Source organism: Pedobacter nototheniae (genome assembly GCF_004335085.1).
GTDB lineage: Bacteria > Bacteroidota > Bacteroidia > Sphingobacteriales > Sphingobacteriaceae > Pedobacter > Pedobacter nototheniae.
Map to the genome: position 1 here is coordinate 53459 of NZ_RQRS01000011.1, position 16835 is coordinate 70293.

At 33.9% G+C, this 16835-nt stretch carries 14 protein-coding genes; 2 read left to right on the forward strand and 12 right to left on the reverse strand.

Annotation, left to right across the window (positions count from 1 at the left end; all coding sequences use genetic code 11):
- Positions 1-113: 113 nt before the first annotated feature.
- Positions 114-2972, reverse strand: a complete 2859-nt coding sequence (locus EHC72_RS11200) for a S9 family peptidase (protein ID WP_131537784.1) — start codon at positions 2970-2972, stop codon at positions 114-116.
- Positions 2973-3295: 323 nt separating this feature from the next.
- Here EHC72_RS11200 and EHC72_RS11205 point away from each other — a divergent pair, with 323 nt between their 5' ends.
- A complete protein-coding gene (locus tag EHC72_RS11205) occupies positions 3296-5809 on the forward strand; it encodes a phosphatidylglycerol lysyltransferase domain-containing protein (RefSeq protein ID WP_262711067.1) in 2514 nt (837 codons plus the stop codon).
- Position 5810: 1 nt separating this feature from the next.
- On the opposite strand, the gene EHC72_RS11210 is transcribed toward EHC72_RS11205, so the two are convergent.
- The 7 genes from EHC72_RS11210 to EHC72_RS11240 form a co-directional block, all read right to left on the reverse strand.
- On the reverse strand, positions 5811-6494 hold the full coding sequence (locus EHC72_RS11210; protein WP_131537786.1) for an AcvB/VirJ family lysyl-phosphatidylglycerol hydrolase: 684 nt from the start codon (positions 6492-6494) through the stop codon (positions 5811-5813).
- Between the two features lie 8 nt (positions 6495-6502).
- Positions 6503-7222: an AcvB/VirJ family lysyl-phosphatidylglycerol hydrolase gene (locus EHC72_RS11215; protein WP_131537787.1), complete on the reverse strand. Its 720-nt coding sequence runs from the start codon at positions 7220-7222 to the stop codon at positions 6503-6505.
- 12 nt (positions 7223-7234) lie between these two features.
- Positions 7235-7801, reverse strand: a complete 567-nt coding sequence (locus EHC72_RS11220; RefSeq protein WP_131537788.1) for an outer membrane beta-barrel protein — start codon at positions 7799-7801, stop codon at positions 7235-7237.
- Positions 7802-7896: 95 nt separating this feature from the next.
- Positions 7897-9687, reverse strand: a complete 1791-nt coding sequence (gene yidC, locus EHC72_RS11225; RefSeq protein WP_131537789.1) for a membrane protein insertase YidC — start codon at positions 9685-9687, stop codon at positions 7897-7899.
- Positions 9688-9707: 20 nt separating this feature from the next.
- Positions 9708-11324, reverse strand: coding sequence for a CTP synthase (locus EHC72_RS11230; RefSeq protein WP_131537790.1), 1617 nt, complete (start codon positions 11322-11324; stop codon positions 9708-9710).
- A 228-nt stretch (positions 11325-11552) separates the two neighbouring features.
- Positions 11553-11987, reverse strand: coding sequence for a hypothetical protein (locus EHC72_RS11235; protein WP_131537791.1), 435 nt, complete (start codon positions 11985-11987; stop codon positions 11553-11555).
- Positions 11988-12198: 211 nt separating this feature from the next.
- Entirely contained in the window at positions 12199-12744 is a 546-nt protein-coding gene (locus EHC72_RS11240; protein WP_131537792.1) for a hypothetical protein, read from the reverse strand.
- A gap of 123 nt (positions 12745-12867) precedes the next feature.
- On the opposite strand from EHC72_RS11240, the gene EHC72_RS11245 reads away from it, so the two are divergent.
- Entirely contained in the window at positions 12868-13821 is a 954-nt protein-coding gene (locus EHC72_RS11245) for a bifunctional helix-turn-helix transcriptional regulator/GNAT family N-acetyltransferase (RefSeq protein ID WP_131537793.1), read from the forward strand.
- A gap of 148 nt (positions 13822-13969) precedes the next feature.
- On the opposite strand, the gene kdsB is transcribed toward EHC72_RS11245, so the two are convergent.
- The 4 genes from kdsB to trpS all read right to left on the reverse strand — a co-directional run bounded on the left by kdsB (position 13970) and on the right by trpS (position 16603).
- Positions 13970-14695 (reverse strand): 3-deoxy-manno-octulosonate cytidylyltransferase, encoded by a 726-nt coding sequence (gene kdsB, locus EHC72_RS11250; protein ID WP_131537794.1) that lies wholly within the window; start codon positions 14693-14695, stop codon positions 13970-13972.
- Between the two features lies 1 nt (position 14696).
- Positions 14697-14897 (reverse strand): DUF5808 domain-containing protein, encoded by a 201-nt coding sequence (locus EHC72_RS11255; protein ID WP_131537795.1) that lies wholly within the window; start codon positions 14895-14897, stop codon positions 14697-14699.
- Between the two features lie 18 nt (positions 14898-14915).
- Positions 14916-15530 carry a deoxynucleoside kinase gene (locus EHC72_RS11260; RefSeq protein ID WP_131537796.1) on the reverse strand — a complete coding sequence of 205 codons (615 nt, stop codon included), beginning with the start codon at positions 15528-15530 and terminating at the stop codon, positions 14916-14918.
- 74 nt (positions 15531-15604) lie between these two features.
- Positions 15605-16603: a tryptophan--tRNA ligase gene (gene trpS / locus EHC72_RS11265; protein WP_131537797.1), complete on the reverse strand. Its 999-nt coding sequence runs from the start codon at positions 16601-16603 to the stop codon at positions 15605-15607.
- Positions 16604-16835: the final 232 nt, after the last annotated feature.

Consider the following 16835-nt stretch of genomic DNA (forward strand, 5'->3'; position numbering starts at 1 on the left):
TAGCCAGTAATCCAAAAACATAAAAGCCAGTATTATACTGGCTTCTATGTTGAAATCATTTCTCATCCTTTCCAAATTGAAGGATAAATAAACAAGTTTTATATTAAATTCTATTAAGGTTTTTCATCAGTTAATTCGAAGCCCCATGTCTTTCCTTTTTCAGTTGCAGGCACACCAGTGGTCATCCACGCAGGTGCTTTGGCTCCTTTAAGGTAATAATCAAAAAACTGTTGTTCACGAATTTGAATATCCTTACGGTTTTGACGTTGAACTAAATTATGAGCTTCACCATTGTAATTTAACATCCAAACTGGTTTACCTAAACGGCGTAATCCTGTAAACATTTCAATTCCTTGGTACCAAGGCACAGCTCCATCAGCATCATTAGCCATAATAACTACAGGAGTATTTACTTTAGGAAGCATAAATAAAGGTGAATTTTCGATATACAGTTCTGGTTTTTCCCATAGTGTAGCACCAATTCTGCTTTGTGTTTTTTCATATTGAAACTGACGGTTCATACCGCTTTCCCAACGAATACCACCGTAAGCAGAAGTCATATTTGCTACAGGTGCACCAGCCCAGGCAGCAGCATACATATTATTTTGTGTAATTAAGTAAGCCACTTGGTAGCCGCCCCAGCTTTGACCTTGAATACCGATTTTACTGCCATCAACCCAACTATTTTTCTTTAAGCTTTCTACACCAGAGTTAATGTATTCAATCGCAGATTGTCCTGGATGACCAGTTTGATAGCTAATATCTGGTGCAAAAACCAAATAACCATTACTTACAAAGAAAGAAATATTTAAGCGTGAAGGCGTAGGCGCAGGCGCTTGATAACCATATAAACCATCAGATAATTTCTCGTAGAAATACGCAATCATCGGGTATTTTTTATTAGGATCAAAGTTTTCAGGTTTATATAGAATGCCCTCTGCAGCATAGCCTTTTGGAGTAGTCCATTTAACCAATTCTGCCGTTCCCCAGTTGTAATTTTGCTGTTGAGGATTGGTATTTGTTAATTTTGTTTCAGTTTTAAAATCAGTGGTAACATAAACATTCGGAGATTCTACATAACTACCTTTATCATAAATGTAAATATCAGCATCTTTAGCTTTAACCAAATTAGAATACTTTGCTTTCGCCATAATCACTAAGTCAGGGTTTTTAACAGTACCTGCACTTTTGCGGTAGAAACCATTTTCTTTTGTTACGTTGTTAAAACCATCCAGCCAAAGCAATTCATTAGCTTTTACAAATTTATCAGCACTGCTTCTGTCCAATCTATTTGGCTGTTCTGTTCTTTCGTATCTGAAAGTGATTTTATTCTGTCTGCCAAACCCATTTGTAATATTCTTCGGCTGAGATTTTCCATCTGGTGCAAAAGACCAAATATCATATCTATCATTAATTAAAACGGCTTTATCATCCTCAGTCCAGGTAGCAAGCCCATAAGCACTTGGTAAATCGGGAACGTCATTTTCTTCATCAACAAATTTTACGTTTAAACCGCTCGTTAAAACAACACTCTTGCTAGTAGCAACGCTATATGAAGACCAGTTGCCCGTTTTTCTATCAAAAGATAAAATATAATTGCCCCCCGGAGATGCCATTGCATATCCATTTAAGTTTTCAATAATCTTTTTGCGTTGTCCGTTTTTAGTATCAACAAGATAATAATCTCTTGAAGTAGAGCCACTCCACTGAGATTCAATTCTGCGGCCATAATCAGTTGATGCTAAAACAAAATTTGAATTGCCATCATTTATAATACTCGCCTCAGGTAGCATTAAATCAGTTAATGGAATAACTTTAGGGTCGCTGCTATAAACATCTATAACCGATAAATAACTTCTTTTACTTTCTTTATCAGCATTTTTTAACTGCATAGGCTGCAAATAATCATCCTTATAGTTCCAAATATCAACTTTGGCAACCTCAAAATCAACAATAGTGGTGTCTTTTGCTTTTTTAATTGGCGCAATTCCGAAAAATAATTTCTTGCCATCTTTACTGAAATTTACTTTCCCCTCGCCACTAACCGACCATTTTGCAGGTAAGCCAGGCATATCGTAATCTACAATGGTTTGGGCTGTATCTAAAGTTAACGAGCTATAATAAATATTGTAATCCTTTATCTCTTGCTTTTCAGGGCTTTGCTCACCTACAAAAGCAACATGCTCATTTTCATCGTCAAACGTAAAGTTTTTAAAGCTTCCTTTACCTTTAACCAATGTTTTAAGTGTTCCTTTTTCAGTGTTTAAAAGGAATACGCCTTGAGGCGCAGTTTTGTCTTTTTTAGATCCGCTGCAAGCAAAAACAAGCTGCTTGCCGTCTTTACTAAAAGTATAATCTGTAACGTATTTATAGGTTTTATCAACGCCCGTTAAAAGATTTTTAAGAATTAAATCCGTTCCTTCCTCATTCTTTTTGCCTGCAGAACCAGGTTCGTCATCTGCAAAATCAATATCTAAATCTTTTTTACTAGCAGGAGTTGCTTTTTTAGCAGTATCAAGTTTATCAAGCTGATAGGCTAAAAAGCCCGAACCATCTTCAGGAAACTTGTACGATTTTACCCGCGCAACTTTACTTATTGCGTTAGTAGTAAGGTTTAAAATACCTAATGAATCTTTAGGCATATCATCGGCTTTTTTCTTTTTAATTTTTGCCTGTCGGATGTCTTTATTAAAAGGACGGATACTAAAAGCAGCAAATTTAGAATCGTTGCTAAACTGCGCATTTGTACCACGAGGTACGCTTAACTTTGTATTTGTTTTTAAGTTTGATACAAAAAGGTTAGCATCACCTTCTTGTTGTAAAACACTGTACATGGCCCAAAGTCCATTATTTGATAACTGTTTTGCGCCTACAGATTCCCATGAATCATAAACAGAATGATCTAAAGGTTTTTTTTGTGCGTAAGCAAAGTTTACAACTATAAGAAGTAAAAGGGTAAATCTTTTATGCATTTGTGAGGTTTAAAATAATTTGTGGTTGATTCAAGCTTTAAAAATTGGAAAATTTTACCTTATTTCGAAAGATGTATGTCAAATTTTACAAAAGAAGAGCACTTATTTTTATTCTTTAATAATTTGAGTGATGTAACATTTTTGTAACTTAGGCGTCAACATTGCACACACAATTGTAACTAATCATTTAAATTTAAGACTGATGATTTGGATTTTTCTAAATTATTGGCCTTTTGTCCCTAATTAAAATGTACCGAGCAAAGTATTTTTTATCTAAATTAATTTACAACAAATTTTTTTGGCAGTTTTTTCTGGCAATTTTTATGTTAGGAATGGCTGTTTTCTTTATCAGAGAGCAGCATGTAGAAGTTGTACAAATTAAAGACCAACTGGCTACCTCCATCACAGAGTATATCGTGTTGGGTATTTTATTAACCATTGCCTATGTTTTTGCACAGGGACAAATGTATGTGCATAGCTTTAAGGCACTTAATGTGAAAATCACCTTAAAAAGTGCAGTAATTTTATTTTTAAAACGCAATTTGATTAGTGTCTTTCTCCCGGCAGGAGGCTTTTCTTCGCTGGCATTTTTTACAGGAGATATTGAAGATAAAGGGGTATCCAAATCTAAAATACATTTAGCATCAACACTTTTCGGTTTCTGCGGAATCTTTTCTGTCGTTATTGTCGCCATTCCAGTGTTAGGGATTGCATTACTGACCACCAAATTCGGAAGCGTAGAAATTCTAAGCTTCCTGTTTTTACTGCTCTTAACCGTATTTTTAATCCTGACTATTTATTCTATTTCCAAAAAAGGAAAAGCTTATAAATGGTTGTCTAAAATAAGACCAACCTTAACCACCTTAATGGATGATATGGTGGACGAGAAAGTGAGTAAAAAACAGTTTTGGTTAACATTATTAGTTTCTGTAGGAATAGAGGTGATCGGCATCGTTCACCTGTATATCTGTATGCTTGCCTTAGGTTTTGAAGCCAGTATTCCAGCTGCAATTATTGGTTATATCGTAATGGTAATTTTATTAATTGCCTCCCCATTCTTACGTGGTTTGGGTACAATAGAAGTTTCGCTGACTTTTATATTACAGCAATTTGGTTTCCCTATTATTGCAGCGGCAACAATTACCTTATTATTTAGATTCTTCGAATTTTGGTTGCCGTTAATTGGAGGTATTATAAGTTTTGTAACCAAAAAGGATAGTATTTTGCTTAGAATTTTGCCAGCATTTATTATCCTAATTTTAGGAGTTGTAAATATTATATCCTCAATAAGTCCTTCTATACCAGCCAGATTAAGGCTCGTTAAAAACATTGTACCCGATGATGTTATCGTTACCAGTAATGCATTAGTGCTTATTTTTGGACTAATTTTGGTGATGATTAGCATCTTTTTATTACAAGGATCAAAAAGAGCCTGGTACATTGCCTTAGCACTTACTGTTTTTTCGGTGGTTGGTCATTTATTAAAAGCTGCAGATTATGAAGAGGCACTTTTGGCTTTGGTAGCAGGTTCATCCCTTTATTATACACGCCAAAATTATAAATTAAGACCACATCCAAGGTTTGTTCATTTAGGTATTAAGGTTTATTTTTATGCTATTGCCGCTGTTTTCGCCTACGGAGTTATTGGTTTTTACTTTATAGATAAAAGACATTTCGGAACTGATTTTACCTTTTTAAATTCTATTAAAGCAGTTTTAAAAGTAATTTTCTTTATTGATGATAAAGCCCTTGATCCTCGAACCAAGTTTGGTTTACACTTCGAGCAATCCATCTATTTTGCCAGTGGGGCAGTAATTCTGTTCATCATCTTTAGTTTATTAAAGCCTTATTTTTCTAAATCCTACAACACAGAAACTGATTTTACAGATGCAGAAAATCTAGTCAAGAAATTTGGACATTCGGCACTTGATTATTTTAAAACCTATCCTGATAAGTTCATCTTTTTTAATGAAAGTCGTACCGCTTTTATTAGTTTTAAAATTACACGTCATTTTGTTTTAGTGCTCGAAGATCCTGTTGCAGAGCATGAAAGTGAAAAGGTTGAAATGGTAAAAAAGTTTGAAGAACGTTGTAAGGATAATGGTTTCATTACCGCTTATTACCGCGTACCCGAAGAATCATTGGGCTTTTATAAATCATTAGGGAAAAAGTTTATTCCGATAGGAGAGGAAGCCGTACTTGATTTAACAACTTTTACCATTGATGGCGGTAAAATGAAAACTACCAGAAGTGCAATTAACCGTTTAACATCAGAAGGTTATGTGTTTAAAGTTTATGAAGGACAACAAAAAGAGGGTTTACTTCAAAAATTGAAACAGGTATCAGATAATTGGTTAAGAGATCTGGATCAAAAAGAAGTGGCTTTCACGCAAGGTATTTTCGATAAGAATATTCTAAAAAATCAAACCATTTTAACTATTGAAGATCAGGAGGAAAAAGTATATGCTTTTTTAAACTTGGTTGAGGATTATGCCCCCGGAGAAGCTACTTACGATCTTATTAGAAAAGAAACTGATGCGCCAAATGGTGTTTTGGATATGTTGCTTGCTAAAACTTTCCTACATTTAAAAGAGCAGGGTTTTACAGCCGTAAATATGGGCTTGGCGCCACTATCAGGAATAGATGGAGTAAACATCACTCAGAAAACAATTAAATACGCGTATGATAATTTAAAAGCATTTGCACAATTTAAAGGTTTAAGGAAATATAAAGACAAATTTTTCCCTCAATGGAAGAAAAAGTATTTAATATATAACCACAATTATCACCTGTTACAAGTGCCAAATGCGCTAAAAAGAATTTCGGAAGGAAGTTAATTTACAAGCCTTTTTCTATAGTAGAAATTAGCTTCTTAATATCATTATCGTATTTATGCGAACCAGGGATTTGGACTTTTTCCAAATCCCTTTTTTCTTTTAAGTTTTTATAGAAGTCGCTGTCCTCATCAGTTCCAAAAATACAAAGCACTGGTGCTTGCACCTTATTCAATTCCGGCATAGTTTTATACTTTCCTTCTTTACTTCCAAAGCCTAACAAATCTGCTACTTTAACAGTGAAATCTGTAGAAGTGGAAGGAGAAAGTAATACCGCAGATTTAAACTTTTGTTGTAAATTTTTAGGTAAGCGGGTAGAAAAGAAAATAGCAGCATCAGCTCCGAAGGAATAACCCAGTAAAGAAAACTCAGCTTTGTTATACTGCTTTAAATAATGCTCTACAACTTCTGTAGCATCCTGGCTTAACTTATCAGGTGTTTTTGTATCCCAAAAGTATTTTCTGGTATCCAAACTTACTACAGTATAATTTTTTTGAGCAAGCTCTTCGCAAACCTTTTGCGAAAAACTATTTAAACCACCATCGCCAGTAAAATAAAAAACAAGATGTTTATTTCCACTTTTATTAAACGTAGTTAATGGCAGTTTGGAAATATCTGTTTTAGGTTGCGCCATAGTAAAAATGGATAGGCATAGTGTTCCAAAAAACACTGAAAAAATCTTTATCATAAAATCTCTTACTTTTTTGCGTTGCTTAAAGCTGCAACAATTTTATCAAGTTCGGATGGATCGTAATGATGATCCCCCTTTAAAATAGTAACGTGAAAATTACTAATTTTTAAATCTTTTAATGATTGCTCGTCTTCATCAACACCATAAAAACAATAGGTTGTAGCTGTTACCTTTTCTAACTCTTTATCCACCTTATAATGTTTGTGATCTCCAGCTAGGTTTGTCAGATCAGAAAGTTTTACCTTAAAATCAGTTGTAGAATAAGGCGAAAGCATTTCTAAAGCAACTAAATGTTTTTTAGCTCGGGGAGGTAAACGATTATAGATAAATGGAACTACATCAGCCCCAAAAGAATAACCACAAATGTAAAGATGGTATGAGCCATATATTTTTACATATTTTCTAATCAGTTGAACAATATCTGCCTTGGTTTGCTCAGGTGTTTTTTTCTCCCAAAAATAACTTCTGGAGTTAATTCCAATCGTATTAAAGCCTTGTTCAGCAAATTTTAATGATAAATTATCTTCAAACTCAATCCAACCTCCATCGCCAGAAAGAAAGATTAATAATTTTTTGCTCGATGGGATTTTAGATGGATAAAGAAAAATGGGTAAGTTGAATTCGTTTTTTTCAATTCCATTGTGCTCATGTACACGATTTCTTTTGAAAAGTGCACAACTGCTTAAACTGATACATAATAGAATTAATATGGCGATTTTACCCATAGTTCAGCTATTTTAGAAAAATGTGAAGCCTAACATAAACGACAAGCCATGCGGATTAATGTCTAAATCATTTGTACTCATTTTATAACCTTTTAAACCTACACCGCCAAATATGTTTATCTTATTTGATAGTGCATATTTAACACCACCACCACCATATACGAAAAAACCCTTTTCAGTAGTTCTCGAAGTGTTATTTGGTGTTTGCTCATCAGCAATATCATATTTGTTAAAAGAAATGCCTAATGACGTTTCTACATAAGGTTTTACTTTGTGACTGGTTTTGAAATTATACTTTAAATTTCCATAAACAGGAAGGAAATGCACTTTGTACAAAACAAAGCCATTATCGTGGTGTAAAGGGGTAGCAGCATATTCAATACCGATTCCTGGCTCAAAACCATTGGCAAAAAGATAGTTTACTTTTAAAGATGGACCATAAAAAGCATTTCCGTGTGTTGATCTTAATAATTCGAATGATGGTGATATTGAAAATGTTTTTGACTGATCTAATTTGGTTTGCGCAAATAATAAAGTAGGAAAAAATAATAGCGAAAGGATGGCTTTTAAATGATTCATTAGGGCGTTTTGTTCTATAATAACCAAAAGTAACGAATTGATTGTGAATAATAAATGAAGTAAACAAAAAAGCACCGTTTCCGGTGCTTTTAAAATTATTTTTTTGTTTGTTGCTGTTGACGCATGTAATCGTCTAAACGTTGCTGAAATTTAGATTTTTTCTTTTTCTCATCAGCTGGTCTTGCTTTATTTTGTTGAATTAAAGCATGAATTTTATCATCATCAACCATTTTACGAATTAGGAACTGCTGACCAAATGTCATTAAGTTGGCTAAGAAGTAATAGTAGTTTAAGCCTGAAGGATAGCTATTTAACACACCTAAGAAAATAATTGGCATAATGTAACCGATGTATTTCATTTGACCTGTAGCACCTGATACTTGGTTGTTAAAATAAGTCATAATCAGTGTAGAGATTGTCATCAAAACACACATTAAACTTAAGTGATCGCCGATGAAAGGCAATTTCACACCAAAACGAATAAACTCATCATAAGTTGATAAATCTTTCATCCAAAGGAAACTCTCTCCACGTAGCTCAAATAAGTTAGGGAAAAAGAAGAAGAAAGCCATAACCAGTGGTAATTGTAAAACCATGGGTAAACAACCTCCAAGCGGATTAACGCCCGCCTTCTTATATAGTTTTAAATATTCTTGCTGAACTAATGTTGGATTATCTTCACCTACTTTAGCTTTAATCTCGTCCATTTCTGGCTTTAAAACTCTCATTTTCGCCATCGATAGGTATGACTTGTAGGTAAGTGGCGATAAAGCAAGTTTTAAAAGGATTGTTAATGCAAAAATAATTAAGCCATAACCCCAGTTAAAACGCTCTAAAAGGTTAAATACCGGTAATACAATGAAACGGTTTACATATTTTAAAGGCCAGTAACCTAAATCCACCTGCTTTTCAAGCTCATAACCTTGATCTTGTAACGTAGAGAACTTATTGGTTCCAAAATAGAATTCCATATCATAACTCTGCGCAGCCAAATGACTATAAGGCAATTGCATATTTGCAGCATAAGATTTAACCTGACCAGGAACAGTAGGGATTTTAACTTCTAAACTTCCTTTGTCAAAGCCGTTTTTGTCGATTAACGCAGCAGAGAAAAAGTGTTGTTTGAATGAAAACCACTGAATTTTGCCTTTTGCAAGATCTTCTTTCTCTTCCTTAGATACGCTTAAGTGATCCACATCACCATTTACATATTTGTAATAAGGAGCAGAGTAACGGTGCTCACTTTCAATTGATTTTTCTTGCTGTAATAAAGTAGCTTCCCAGTTTAATCCAACATTATTACCAGAAATAATCTGTTGTAAGCCTACTAAATTAATTTTAAAGCCAACCTTATTGCTTAAAGCTTTTAAATCGTAAAGGTACTCTACATATTGGTTTGAACCATAGTTAGCACGCATAGTTAAGGTATTGCCAGTTTTAGTTGGCGTAAAAAACAAATCGTTTGTATTAACTACTTTACCAGCAGCATTTAAGTTTAAGCCAAATTTATTTTCGTCTCCGCTAAATAAAATTAAAGGTTTACCACTAAATGTTTTTTGTCCTTTAACCTCAACAGAAGAAATTTTACCACCTTTATTGCTGAAAGTGATTAATAAATTTTCATTTTCCAATACAGAGTTTGATACTGTACCCGTTAAAGCGGTACCAAAGGGCCCTTTTAATGCTAATGAATCAATAGTTGGAACAACTGCAGCTGTTTTAACTGTATCTTTTTGAGCCGGAGCCACTCCAGCTTTTTTCAAAGAATCTAAATGTTCTTTTTCTTTTGCTTTTTTTATTTCAACCTCGCTCGGTTTTAAAAAATAGAATGATCCTGCCAAAATGATCATAATCAGGAACAGTCCTGTGAAGGTATTTCTATCCATTATTGTTGTTTAAACTGCTTTTAATTGGTTTTCTTCTTCGCATACTCCATTGCAGCGGCGACAAATTTAACAAAAAGTGGGTGAGGATTAGCAACTGTTGATTTTAATTCTGGGTGAAACTGTCCGCCAATAAAAAATGGATGGTTTTTCAACTCTACAATTTCTACCAAATTCGATTCAGGGTTCATTCCTGATGCAATCATGCCAGCCTCTTCATATTGTTTTAAATACTCATTATTAAACTCATAACGATGACGGTGGCGCTCGTTAATATGTTGTTTGCCATAAATAGCAAAAGCCTTAGTGCCTTTTTTAATATCACATGGATAAGAACCTAAGCGCATTGTACCACCTTTATTTGTAATTTTTTTCTGCTCTTCCATCATGTTAATTACTGGATTTGCAGCATTTTCTTCAATTTCTGTTGTGTGCGCATCTTTTAAGCCTAATACATTACGGCCAAATTCAATTACTGCACATTGCATACCTAAACATATACCAAAGAAAGGAATGTTGTTCTCTCTAACGTATTTAATGGTGTCAATTTTACCCTCAATACCACGGCTACCAAACCCTGGTGCAACTAAAACGCCATGCAAATGTCCTAATTTCTCTTTAACGTTATCAGGGAAAATACCTTCTGAGTGAATATATTCTACTTTTACTTTGCACTCATTTTTAGAACCAGCATGTATAAAAGATTCTATAATTGATTTATAAGCATCAGGTAATTCTACATATTTACCAACCAATCCAATTCTAACTTCTGCTGTAGGATTTTTTAATCTTCCCAAAAAGTCTTTCCAGTTTTCAAGGTTAGGCTCATTTTTAGTCGGTAATTTTAATTTCGCTAAGACAGTTTTATCCAATTGCTCTTTTAACATCAACAATGGCACATCATAAATTGTAGATGCATCCATCGATTCGACTACGGCATTGATGTTAACGTTACAAAATAATGCAATTTTTTTTCTAATCTCAGGACTAATGTGATGCTCGGTTCTGCAAACAAGAATATCTGGTTGAATACCATATTCCAATAATGCCTTAACAGAGTGTTGTGTTGGCTTTGTTTTTAACTCACCAGCTGCTGCTAAATAAGGTACTAATGTTAAATGAATTACAATGGCATTAGTACTGCCTTCTTCCCACTTAAACTGGCGTACAGCTTCAATAAAAGGAAGAGATTCAATATCGCCTACGGTACCACCTAACTCAGTAATAACGATATCGTAATCGCCACTTTCGCCTAAAATGCGCATGTTGCGTTTAATCTCGTCGGTAATATGAGGCACTACTTGAACAGTTTTTCCTAAATATTCGCCTTTACGTTCTTTATTAATAACGTTTTGATAAATACGTCCTGTTGTAATGTTATTGGCTTGTGACGTTGGAACGTTTAAAAAACGCTCATAGTGACCAAGATCTAAATCGGTTTCAGCACCATCTTCAGTAACAAAACATTCGCCGTGCTCGTAAGGGTTTAGCGTTCCCGGATCAATATTGATATAAGGATCGAATTTTTGAATGGTTACACGGTAGCCACGTGCCTGTAAAAGTTTAGCTAAAGAAGCGGAAATAATGCCCTTACCTAAAGAGGAAGTAACACCACCCGTAACAAAAATATACTTAGTCATGATTGTGATTTTTTACAGCAGATGTAAAAATTGCTGCTTTTTGTACGGGATACAAAGGTAAGAAAATTACCCATTTCTATTCCCTATAAAAATAATTATTTTAAATATGATAAAGTTGTGTTATTCAGTACTGTAAGTAAAGTTTTAAAAAAATAATCGTATTTTTTATTTTAGGTGCTCATCCTTTTAGGATTGAAACTTTATTTTTTTAAGCTTTTACCTTAATATTTAACCAGTATTAAACTTGTATGGTGCCATAATAACGCTTATTTCGAAACAGCCAGATATAGCCAAAAGGATAGGTTTTTCATCATCAAAGGGGCACGTGCTTGTCTTTAAAAAATAACCTCTAATAGCGTCTTGTCCATTAATACTACAACTCTCGTGCAAAACGGATGGAACAAATCTGTAACAGGCATACGCATTATTTGAACCATAATTTACGGCACGAGCTCCACTTGGGTTGTAAACATATTTTCTTGTTGCTCCACCAAAAGGCCATGTTCCAGTTCCAACATCAGTGAATGGTCCTGAAGCATCATAATAAACTGAACCACCATAAATGCAAACCATAACCACCTCATGAGGTGGTTCATTTTGTGCAAATAAATTAAAAGAAGTAAAAAGTAGTAGAAATATTGAAACGTATAGCTCCCTTTTCATAAATGTTTTTATTTATAAATGGAGCACGACTATAACAATGGGGAGGATACCAAACAATTATGCCTTGTAAACGAGCAAAATATTTGATAATCGGTGAAAGGTATGGAATATAGTTGATTAAATTTTTATGAGTTAGGGATTTGACTTATTAAAATTTTTCACAGCTTAATAGGTATAAAAGTTTCAATTATAATTAATTACATAATTACTATTAGCAGCACTTGTAATAAACTTTTACTTTTTGCTCTTTTTCGCTCCAAGCGATGTAAATATTATTTTCTTTACCCAAGCGATATTTAAAGCCATTAAGTTTAGATTTTTTTAATTCCTCATAAAGAGCCTTGTCTGGGGTGTTTTTATCAGCTTTATCATCAGGCATAACAGCAGGCTCTAAAAAATTATCTTCGCTGAAAAAATCGTTAGCTATTGTTTTCAAGAAAATTACCTGATCCTTTTCTTTTGATAAATCAATATTAGGATCGGTGTTACTAACTAAATCAGTGCCTTTTATTTTTACATTATAAATCTGCTTGCCTTCTGCAGTGGTGATAGAGAAATTTAAAATCATATCCTCAGGCTTTCTTCCTGTAAGTTCAATTTTAAAAGAATCTAAGGTTTTTAAGCTTGAAAAGGATTGAGCTATGCTCGAATTAACATTTTTAAACTCAATAGAATCTCCTTTACCATCTTTTTTATTGCTTGTGCATGCAGAAATTATAAATACAGTAAAGAGCAGGAGTAAGGCCGTGTTTTTCATATGAAAGTTTAATGAGCCCCAAAATAGTAATTTTTTATTGTAGCTATAATCCTTAAAGAAAAATTTGCAGAGTTAATAAATGTAAATATATTTGCGTAACTGATTACGTAATTAATTGTTGTTATGAATTTTTTTGAACAAATTGGTAAGGTTGCTTTAGGAAGTAGGTTAAGAATGTTAACGGATAAGGTAACGGAAGATGGAAAGCAGATTTATAAAATGTACGATATTGATATGCAACCCAAGTGGTTTCCAGTATTTTATTCGCTATCAAAGGGGGAGGCTAAAACCATTACTGAAATAGCAAAGTCAATTGGTCATTCGCACCCCTCGGTTAGTAAAATGATTGGCGAAATGCTAAAGAAAGGTTATGTGCAGGAAAAGAAAGACCAAACTGATGGCCGCAAAAACAATGTGGTACTATCTGATCTTGGAAATAAAATATTGGAAAAACTGGAAGATCAGTTAATTGATGTAAATGCTGCTGTAGATGAAATAACCAAACAAACTCAAAATGATTTATGGGAAGCGATTGGCGAATGGGAATTTTTATTAGAGCAGAAAAATTTGTTAAGAAGAGTAATGGAAAAAAAGAAAGAAAGAGAGGGTAATAAGGTAGAAATTGTTAGTTATGAACCAAAATATCAAGATGCTTTTAAAGGTTTAAACGAAGAGTGGATTTCTACATATTTTACAATGGAAGAAACCGATTATAAAGCTTTGGATAACCCACAAGGCTATATTTTAGATAAAGGCGGTTATATTTTAGTGGCGTTATACGATGGAGAACCTTTAGGAGTTTGTGCTTTAATTAAAATGAATGATGAGGAGCATGATTATGAATTAGCTAAAATGGCGGTATCTCCAAAGGCCCAAGGGAAAAATATTGGCTTTTTATTAGCATCGGCTATTGTAGAGAAGGCAAAAGCACTTGGCGCTTCGAAATTATATTTAGAAAGTAATACCATTTTAAAGCCGGCTATTAATTTATACCATAAACTTGGGTTTAAAAAAATAGCTGGTAAACCTACACCTTATACACGTTGCAACATACAAATGGAGTTGATAATAACTTAGTTTAATCAGACGGAAAGTTATTTATAAACGTGATTGAAGCGGCATCTCCCGATTTTTCATCGGGAATATAGCGTAAAGCAGGGCAAGGGAATCAAAAAAGTGCCGAACCTTGCTTTACAAATAATGAAGAATATCTTTAAAAAAGAGGTTACACAATTTTCAACAGATCCTCTGGTGTATCAATTGCCAGGGTTTCTATATGTGTAATTTTAGTTTGGATTTTATAGCCATTTTCTATCCAACGCAGTTGTTCCAAGCTTTCGGCAATTTCTAGTGCTGATTGCGGAAGCTTAGTAATTTCTTTTAAAATAGAATTACGATAACCGTAAATACCAATATGCTTAAAAAATGAATAGTTATTAATCCATTCACTTTCGTTTACAGTTCGAATAAATGGAATAGGGTGCCTGCTAAAGTAAATAGCCTCACCATTAAGGTTAATTACAACTTTAGGGCTATTGGCGTTAAATAATTCTTCTGATTGCGTAATGGGCTTAATTAATGTAGCCAGTTGTGTATCATTGGAATCAAAGCATGATGCTAAAAGATCAATTTGTGCGGGATCAATAAAGGGTTCATCGCCCTGAATATTTATTATGGCATCAAAATTTGGATATTGTTCTGCAACTTCTGCGCAACGATCTGTACCGCTTTGATGTGTAGATTTTGTTAAAGCATATTCGCCACCAAATTTCACTACCTCTGCTATAATACGTTCATCATCAGTAGCTACAACCACTTTACTTAAGCTGGTTGCCTTTTGTGCTTGCTCATAAACCCGTTGTATCATGCTTTTGCCATTAATAACTACTAATGGTTTACCAGGAAAGCGGGTAGAGGCAAAGCGTGCTGGAATAATACCTATAATTTTCATGCTATTTCACTAAAATACTCCAGGCAATAGGTATAATTATAATTAGGGCTAATACCACAAAAGAAATTGGATGAGCAAAGTTAAATGTCCAACCTAATGATTCTGCTTGTTTGCGTACAATAAATCTGGAATCTTTTTTATTGAAATAAAAAATACCCCATTTCCAATTGCTAGGGTCATCATGTTGGAAATCTTTGCTCATCTTATATAAATTATTTTGTTAGAAAAGTCCGTTTATTTCAGCTTCAATAGCTTGTATAACAGTACCTAAATCTTCAGGATTGTTTGTGAAATCCAACTTATCCTTATCTAAAATTAATAATTTTCCTAGATCATAACCTTTAATCCAGGCCTCATATTTTTCGTTAAGTTTAGATAGATAGTCTATTCTAATGCCTGCTTCATATTCGCGACCTCTACGTTGTATATTATTTACCAGAGTTGGTACTGATGCACGTAAATAAACCAACAAATCTGGTGGTTTAATAAATGAGGTTACGTTTTGAAAAATCGCACGATAATTATCATGGTCACGGGTGGTCATTAAAGCCATATCATGCAAGTTCTCAGCAAAAATATGGGCATCTTCATAAATCGTTCTGTCTTGAATTACATTACGATTGTTTTTTTCAATTTCAGTAATCTGCTGAAAACGGCTATTCAGGAAGTAAATCTGCAAGTTGAAACTCCAGCGTTTCATATCGCTATAAAAATCTTCCAGATAAGGATTGTTGTCAACAGCTTCATATAGAGCTTCCCAACCATAATTTTTTGCCAGTAAACCTGTCAATGTTGTTTTACCGGCGCCTATATTGCCAACTATCGCTATGTGCATATTGTTTTGATGTGATTAAGGGAAAAAATAGGAATTGAAACTCAAAAATAATATTCCTTAATCTATTTAACTAATTAAAAACTTTTAAAACCGATTAAACTACGTACCTCTCTGATTGTTTTTTGTGCGCTTTCTCTTGCCTTTAATGCACCATGCTTAGCAACCTGTCTTAAATAGGTGTCATCTTTAGAAAGTTCTTCAATGCGCTCTCTAATTGGCGTATTAAATACAATCATATCCTCGGCAAGTTGTTTTTTCATGTCGCCATAACGGATTTGCATTTTGTTGTATAAAGCATCAAAGTGTTCGATTGTATCAGGAGTTGAAACAATTTTCATTAAATCGAATAGATTTTGAATAGCTTCTGGCTTGGCTTGATTTTCTTCTGTAGGACCGCTATCACTTACTGCTCTTGCAACTTTTTTACGGATTACTTCAGGGCTATCTGCCAAATAAATACAGTTTCCATCACCATCTGATTTACTCATTTTACCTTTACCTTCTAAACCAGGTACCTTAACAAGGTTCTCAGCATAGTTAAAAGCAAAAGATTCAGGGAAATAATCAGTATTATATAATCTGTTAAAACGGTTACTAAAGGTTCTGGTCATTTCCAGGTGTTGTTCCTGATCTTTACCCACAGGAACTTTATTTGCTCTGTGAATTAAAATATCGGCAGCCATTAATGTTGGGTAAGTTAATAAGCCAGCATTAACATTATCAGGGTGCGAGCGGATTTTATCCTTAAAGGAAGCACTACGTTCCAATTCTCCTAAATAAGCATTCATATTAAGGTACAAATACAGCTCTGAAACCTCAGGTACATCCGATTGGATATAAATTGTAGTTTCTTCAGGGTTTATGCCGCAAGCCAAATACTCAACCAATACGTGCTTAACGTAGCCATGCAAATCGGCTGGGGTAGGGTGCGTAGTTAATGAGTGAAGATCTGCAATAAAAAAATAGCAGTTATAGTCGTACTGCATCTTTACAAAATTGGTTACAGCACCAAAATAATTTCCTAAATGTAGCTTTCCTGTGGGCCTGATGCCGCTTACCACTGTTTCTTTCATAATGGCCGAAATTAAAAATAAATTATGAGCAAAATGTATTTTACATTCAACTTTATCTCATCAATTTTTATAATCGTAAATTCTCACTTAAATAGTGATCCATTTAAGTGAGTTGTTGCATTCCGCTTATCATAATAAAAGCTACAAGTAAGGTTAGTTAACTTCCAAATAGCATTATTTAACTTTTGAAGTTTCTTTTAGTTAAACATAAGTTTGGCCATTAGATAAACTG

What these genes read in the sequence shown, in the direction of transcription:
- EHC72_RS11240 (WP_131537792.1), bottom strand. Translation starts at nt 12,744, where the DNA reads ATGAAAAACACGGCCTTACTCCTGCTCTTTACTGTATTTATAATTTCT.
- EHC72_RS11230 (WP_131537790.1), bottom strand. Translation starts at nt 11,324, where the DNA reads ATGACTAAGTATATTTTTGTTACGGGTGGTGTTACTTCCTCTTTAGGT.
- yidC (WP_131537789.1), bottom strand. Translation starts at nt 9,687, where the DNA reads ATGGATAGAAATACCTTCACAGGACTGTTCCTGATTATGATCATTTTG.
- EHC72_RS11220 (WP_131537788.1), bottom strand. Translation starts at nt 7,801, where the DNA reads ATGAATCATTTAAAAGCCATCCTTTCGCTATTATTTTTTCCTACTTTA.
- EHC72_RS11205 (WP_262711067.1), top strand. Translation starts at nt 3,296, where the DNA reads ATGTTAGGAATGGCTGTTTTCTTTATCAGAGAGCAGCATGTAGAAGTT.
- kdsB (WP_131537794.1), bottom strand. Translation starts at nt 14,695, where the DNA reads ATGAAAATTATAGGTATTATTCCAGCACGCTTTGCCTCTACCCGCTTT.
- EHC72_RS11260 (WP_131537796.1), bottom strand. Translation starts at nt 15,530, where the DNA reads ATGCACATAGCGATAGTTGGCAATATAGGCGCCGGTAAAACAACATTG.
- EHC72_RS11245 (WP_131537793.1), top strand. Translation starts at nt 12,868, where the DNA reads ATGAATTTTTTTGAACAAATTGGTAAGGTTGCTTTAGGAAGTAGGTTA.
- trpS (WP_131537797.1), bottom strand. Translation starts at nt 16,603, where the DNA reads ATGAAAGAAACAGTGGTAAGCGGCATCAGGCCCACAGGAAAGCTACAT.
- EHC72_RS11200 (WP_131537784.1), bottom strand. Translation starts at nt 2,972, where the DNA reads ATGCATAAAAGATTTACCCTTTTACTTCTTATAGTTGTAAACTTTGCT.
- EHC72_RS11215 (WP_131537787.1), bottom strand. Translation starts at nt 7,222, where the DNA reads ATGGGTAAAATCGCCATATTAATTCTATTATGTATCAGTTTAAGCAGT.
- EHC72_RS11255 (WP_131537795.1), bottom strand. Translation starts at nt 14,897, where the DNA reads ATGAGCAAAGATTTCCAACATGATGACCCTAGCAATTGGAAATGGGGT.
- EHC72_RS11235 (WP_131537791.1), bottom strand. Translation starts at nt 11,987, where the DNA reads ATGAAAAGGGAGCTATACGTTTCAATATTTCTACTACTTTTTACTTCT.
- EHC72_RS11210 (WP_131537786.1), bottom strand. Translation starts at nt 6,494, where the DNA reads ATGATAAAGATTTTTTCAGTGTTTTTTGGAACACTATGCCTATCCATT.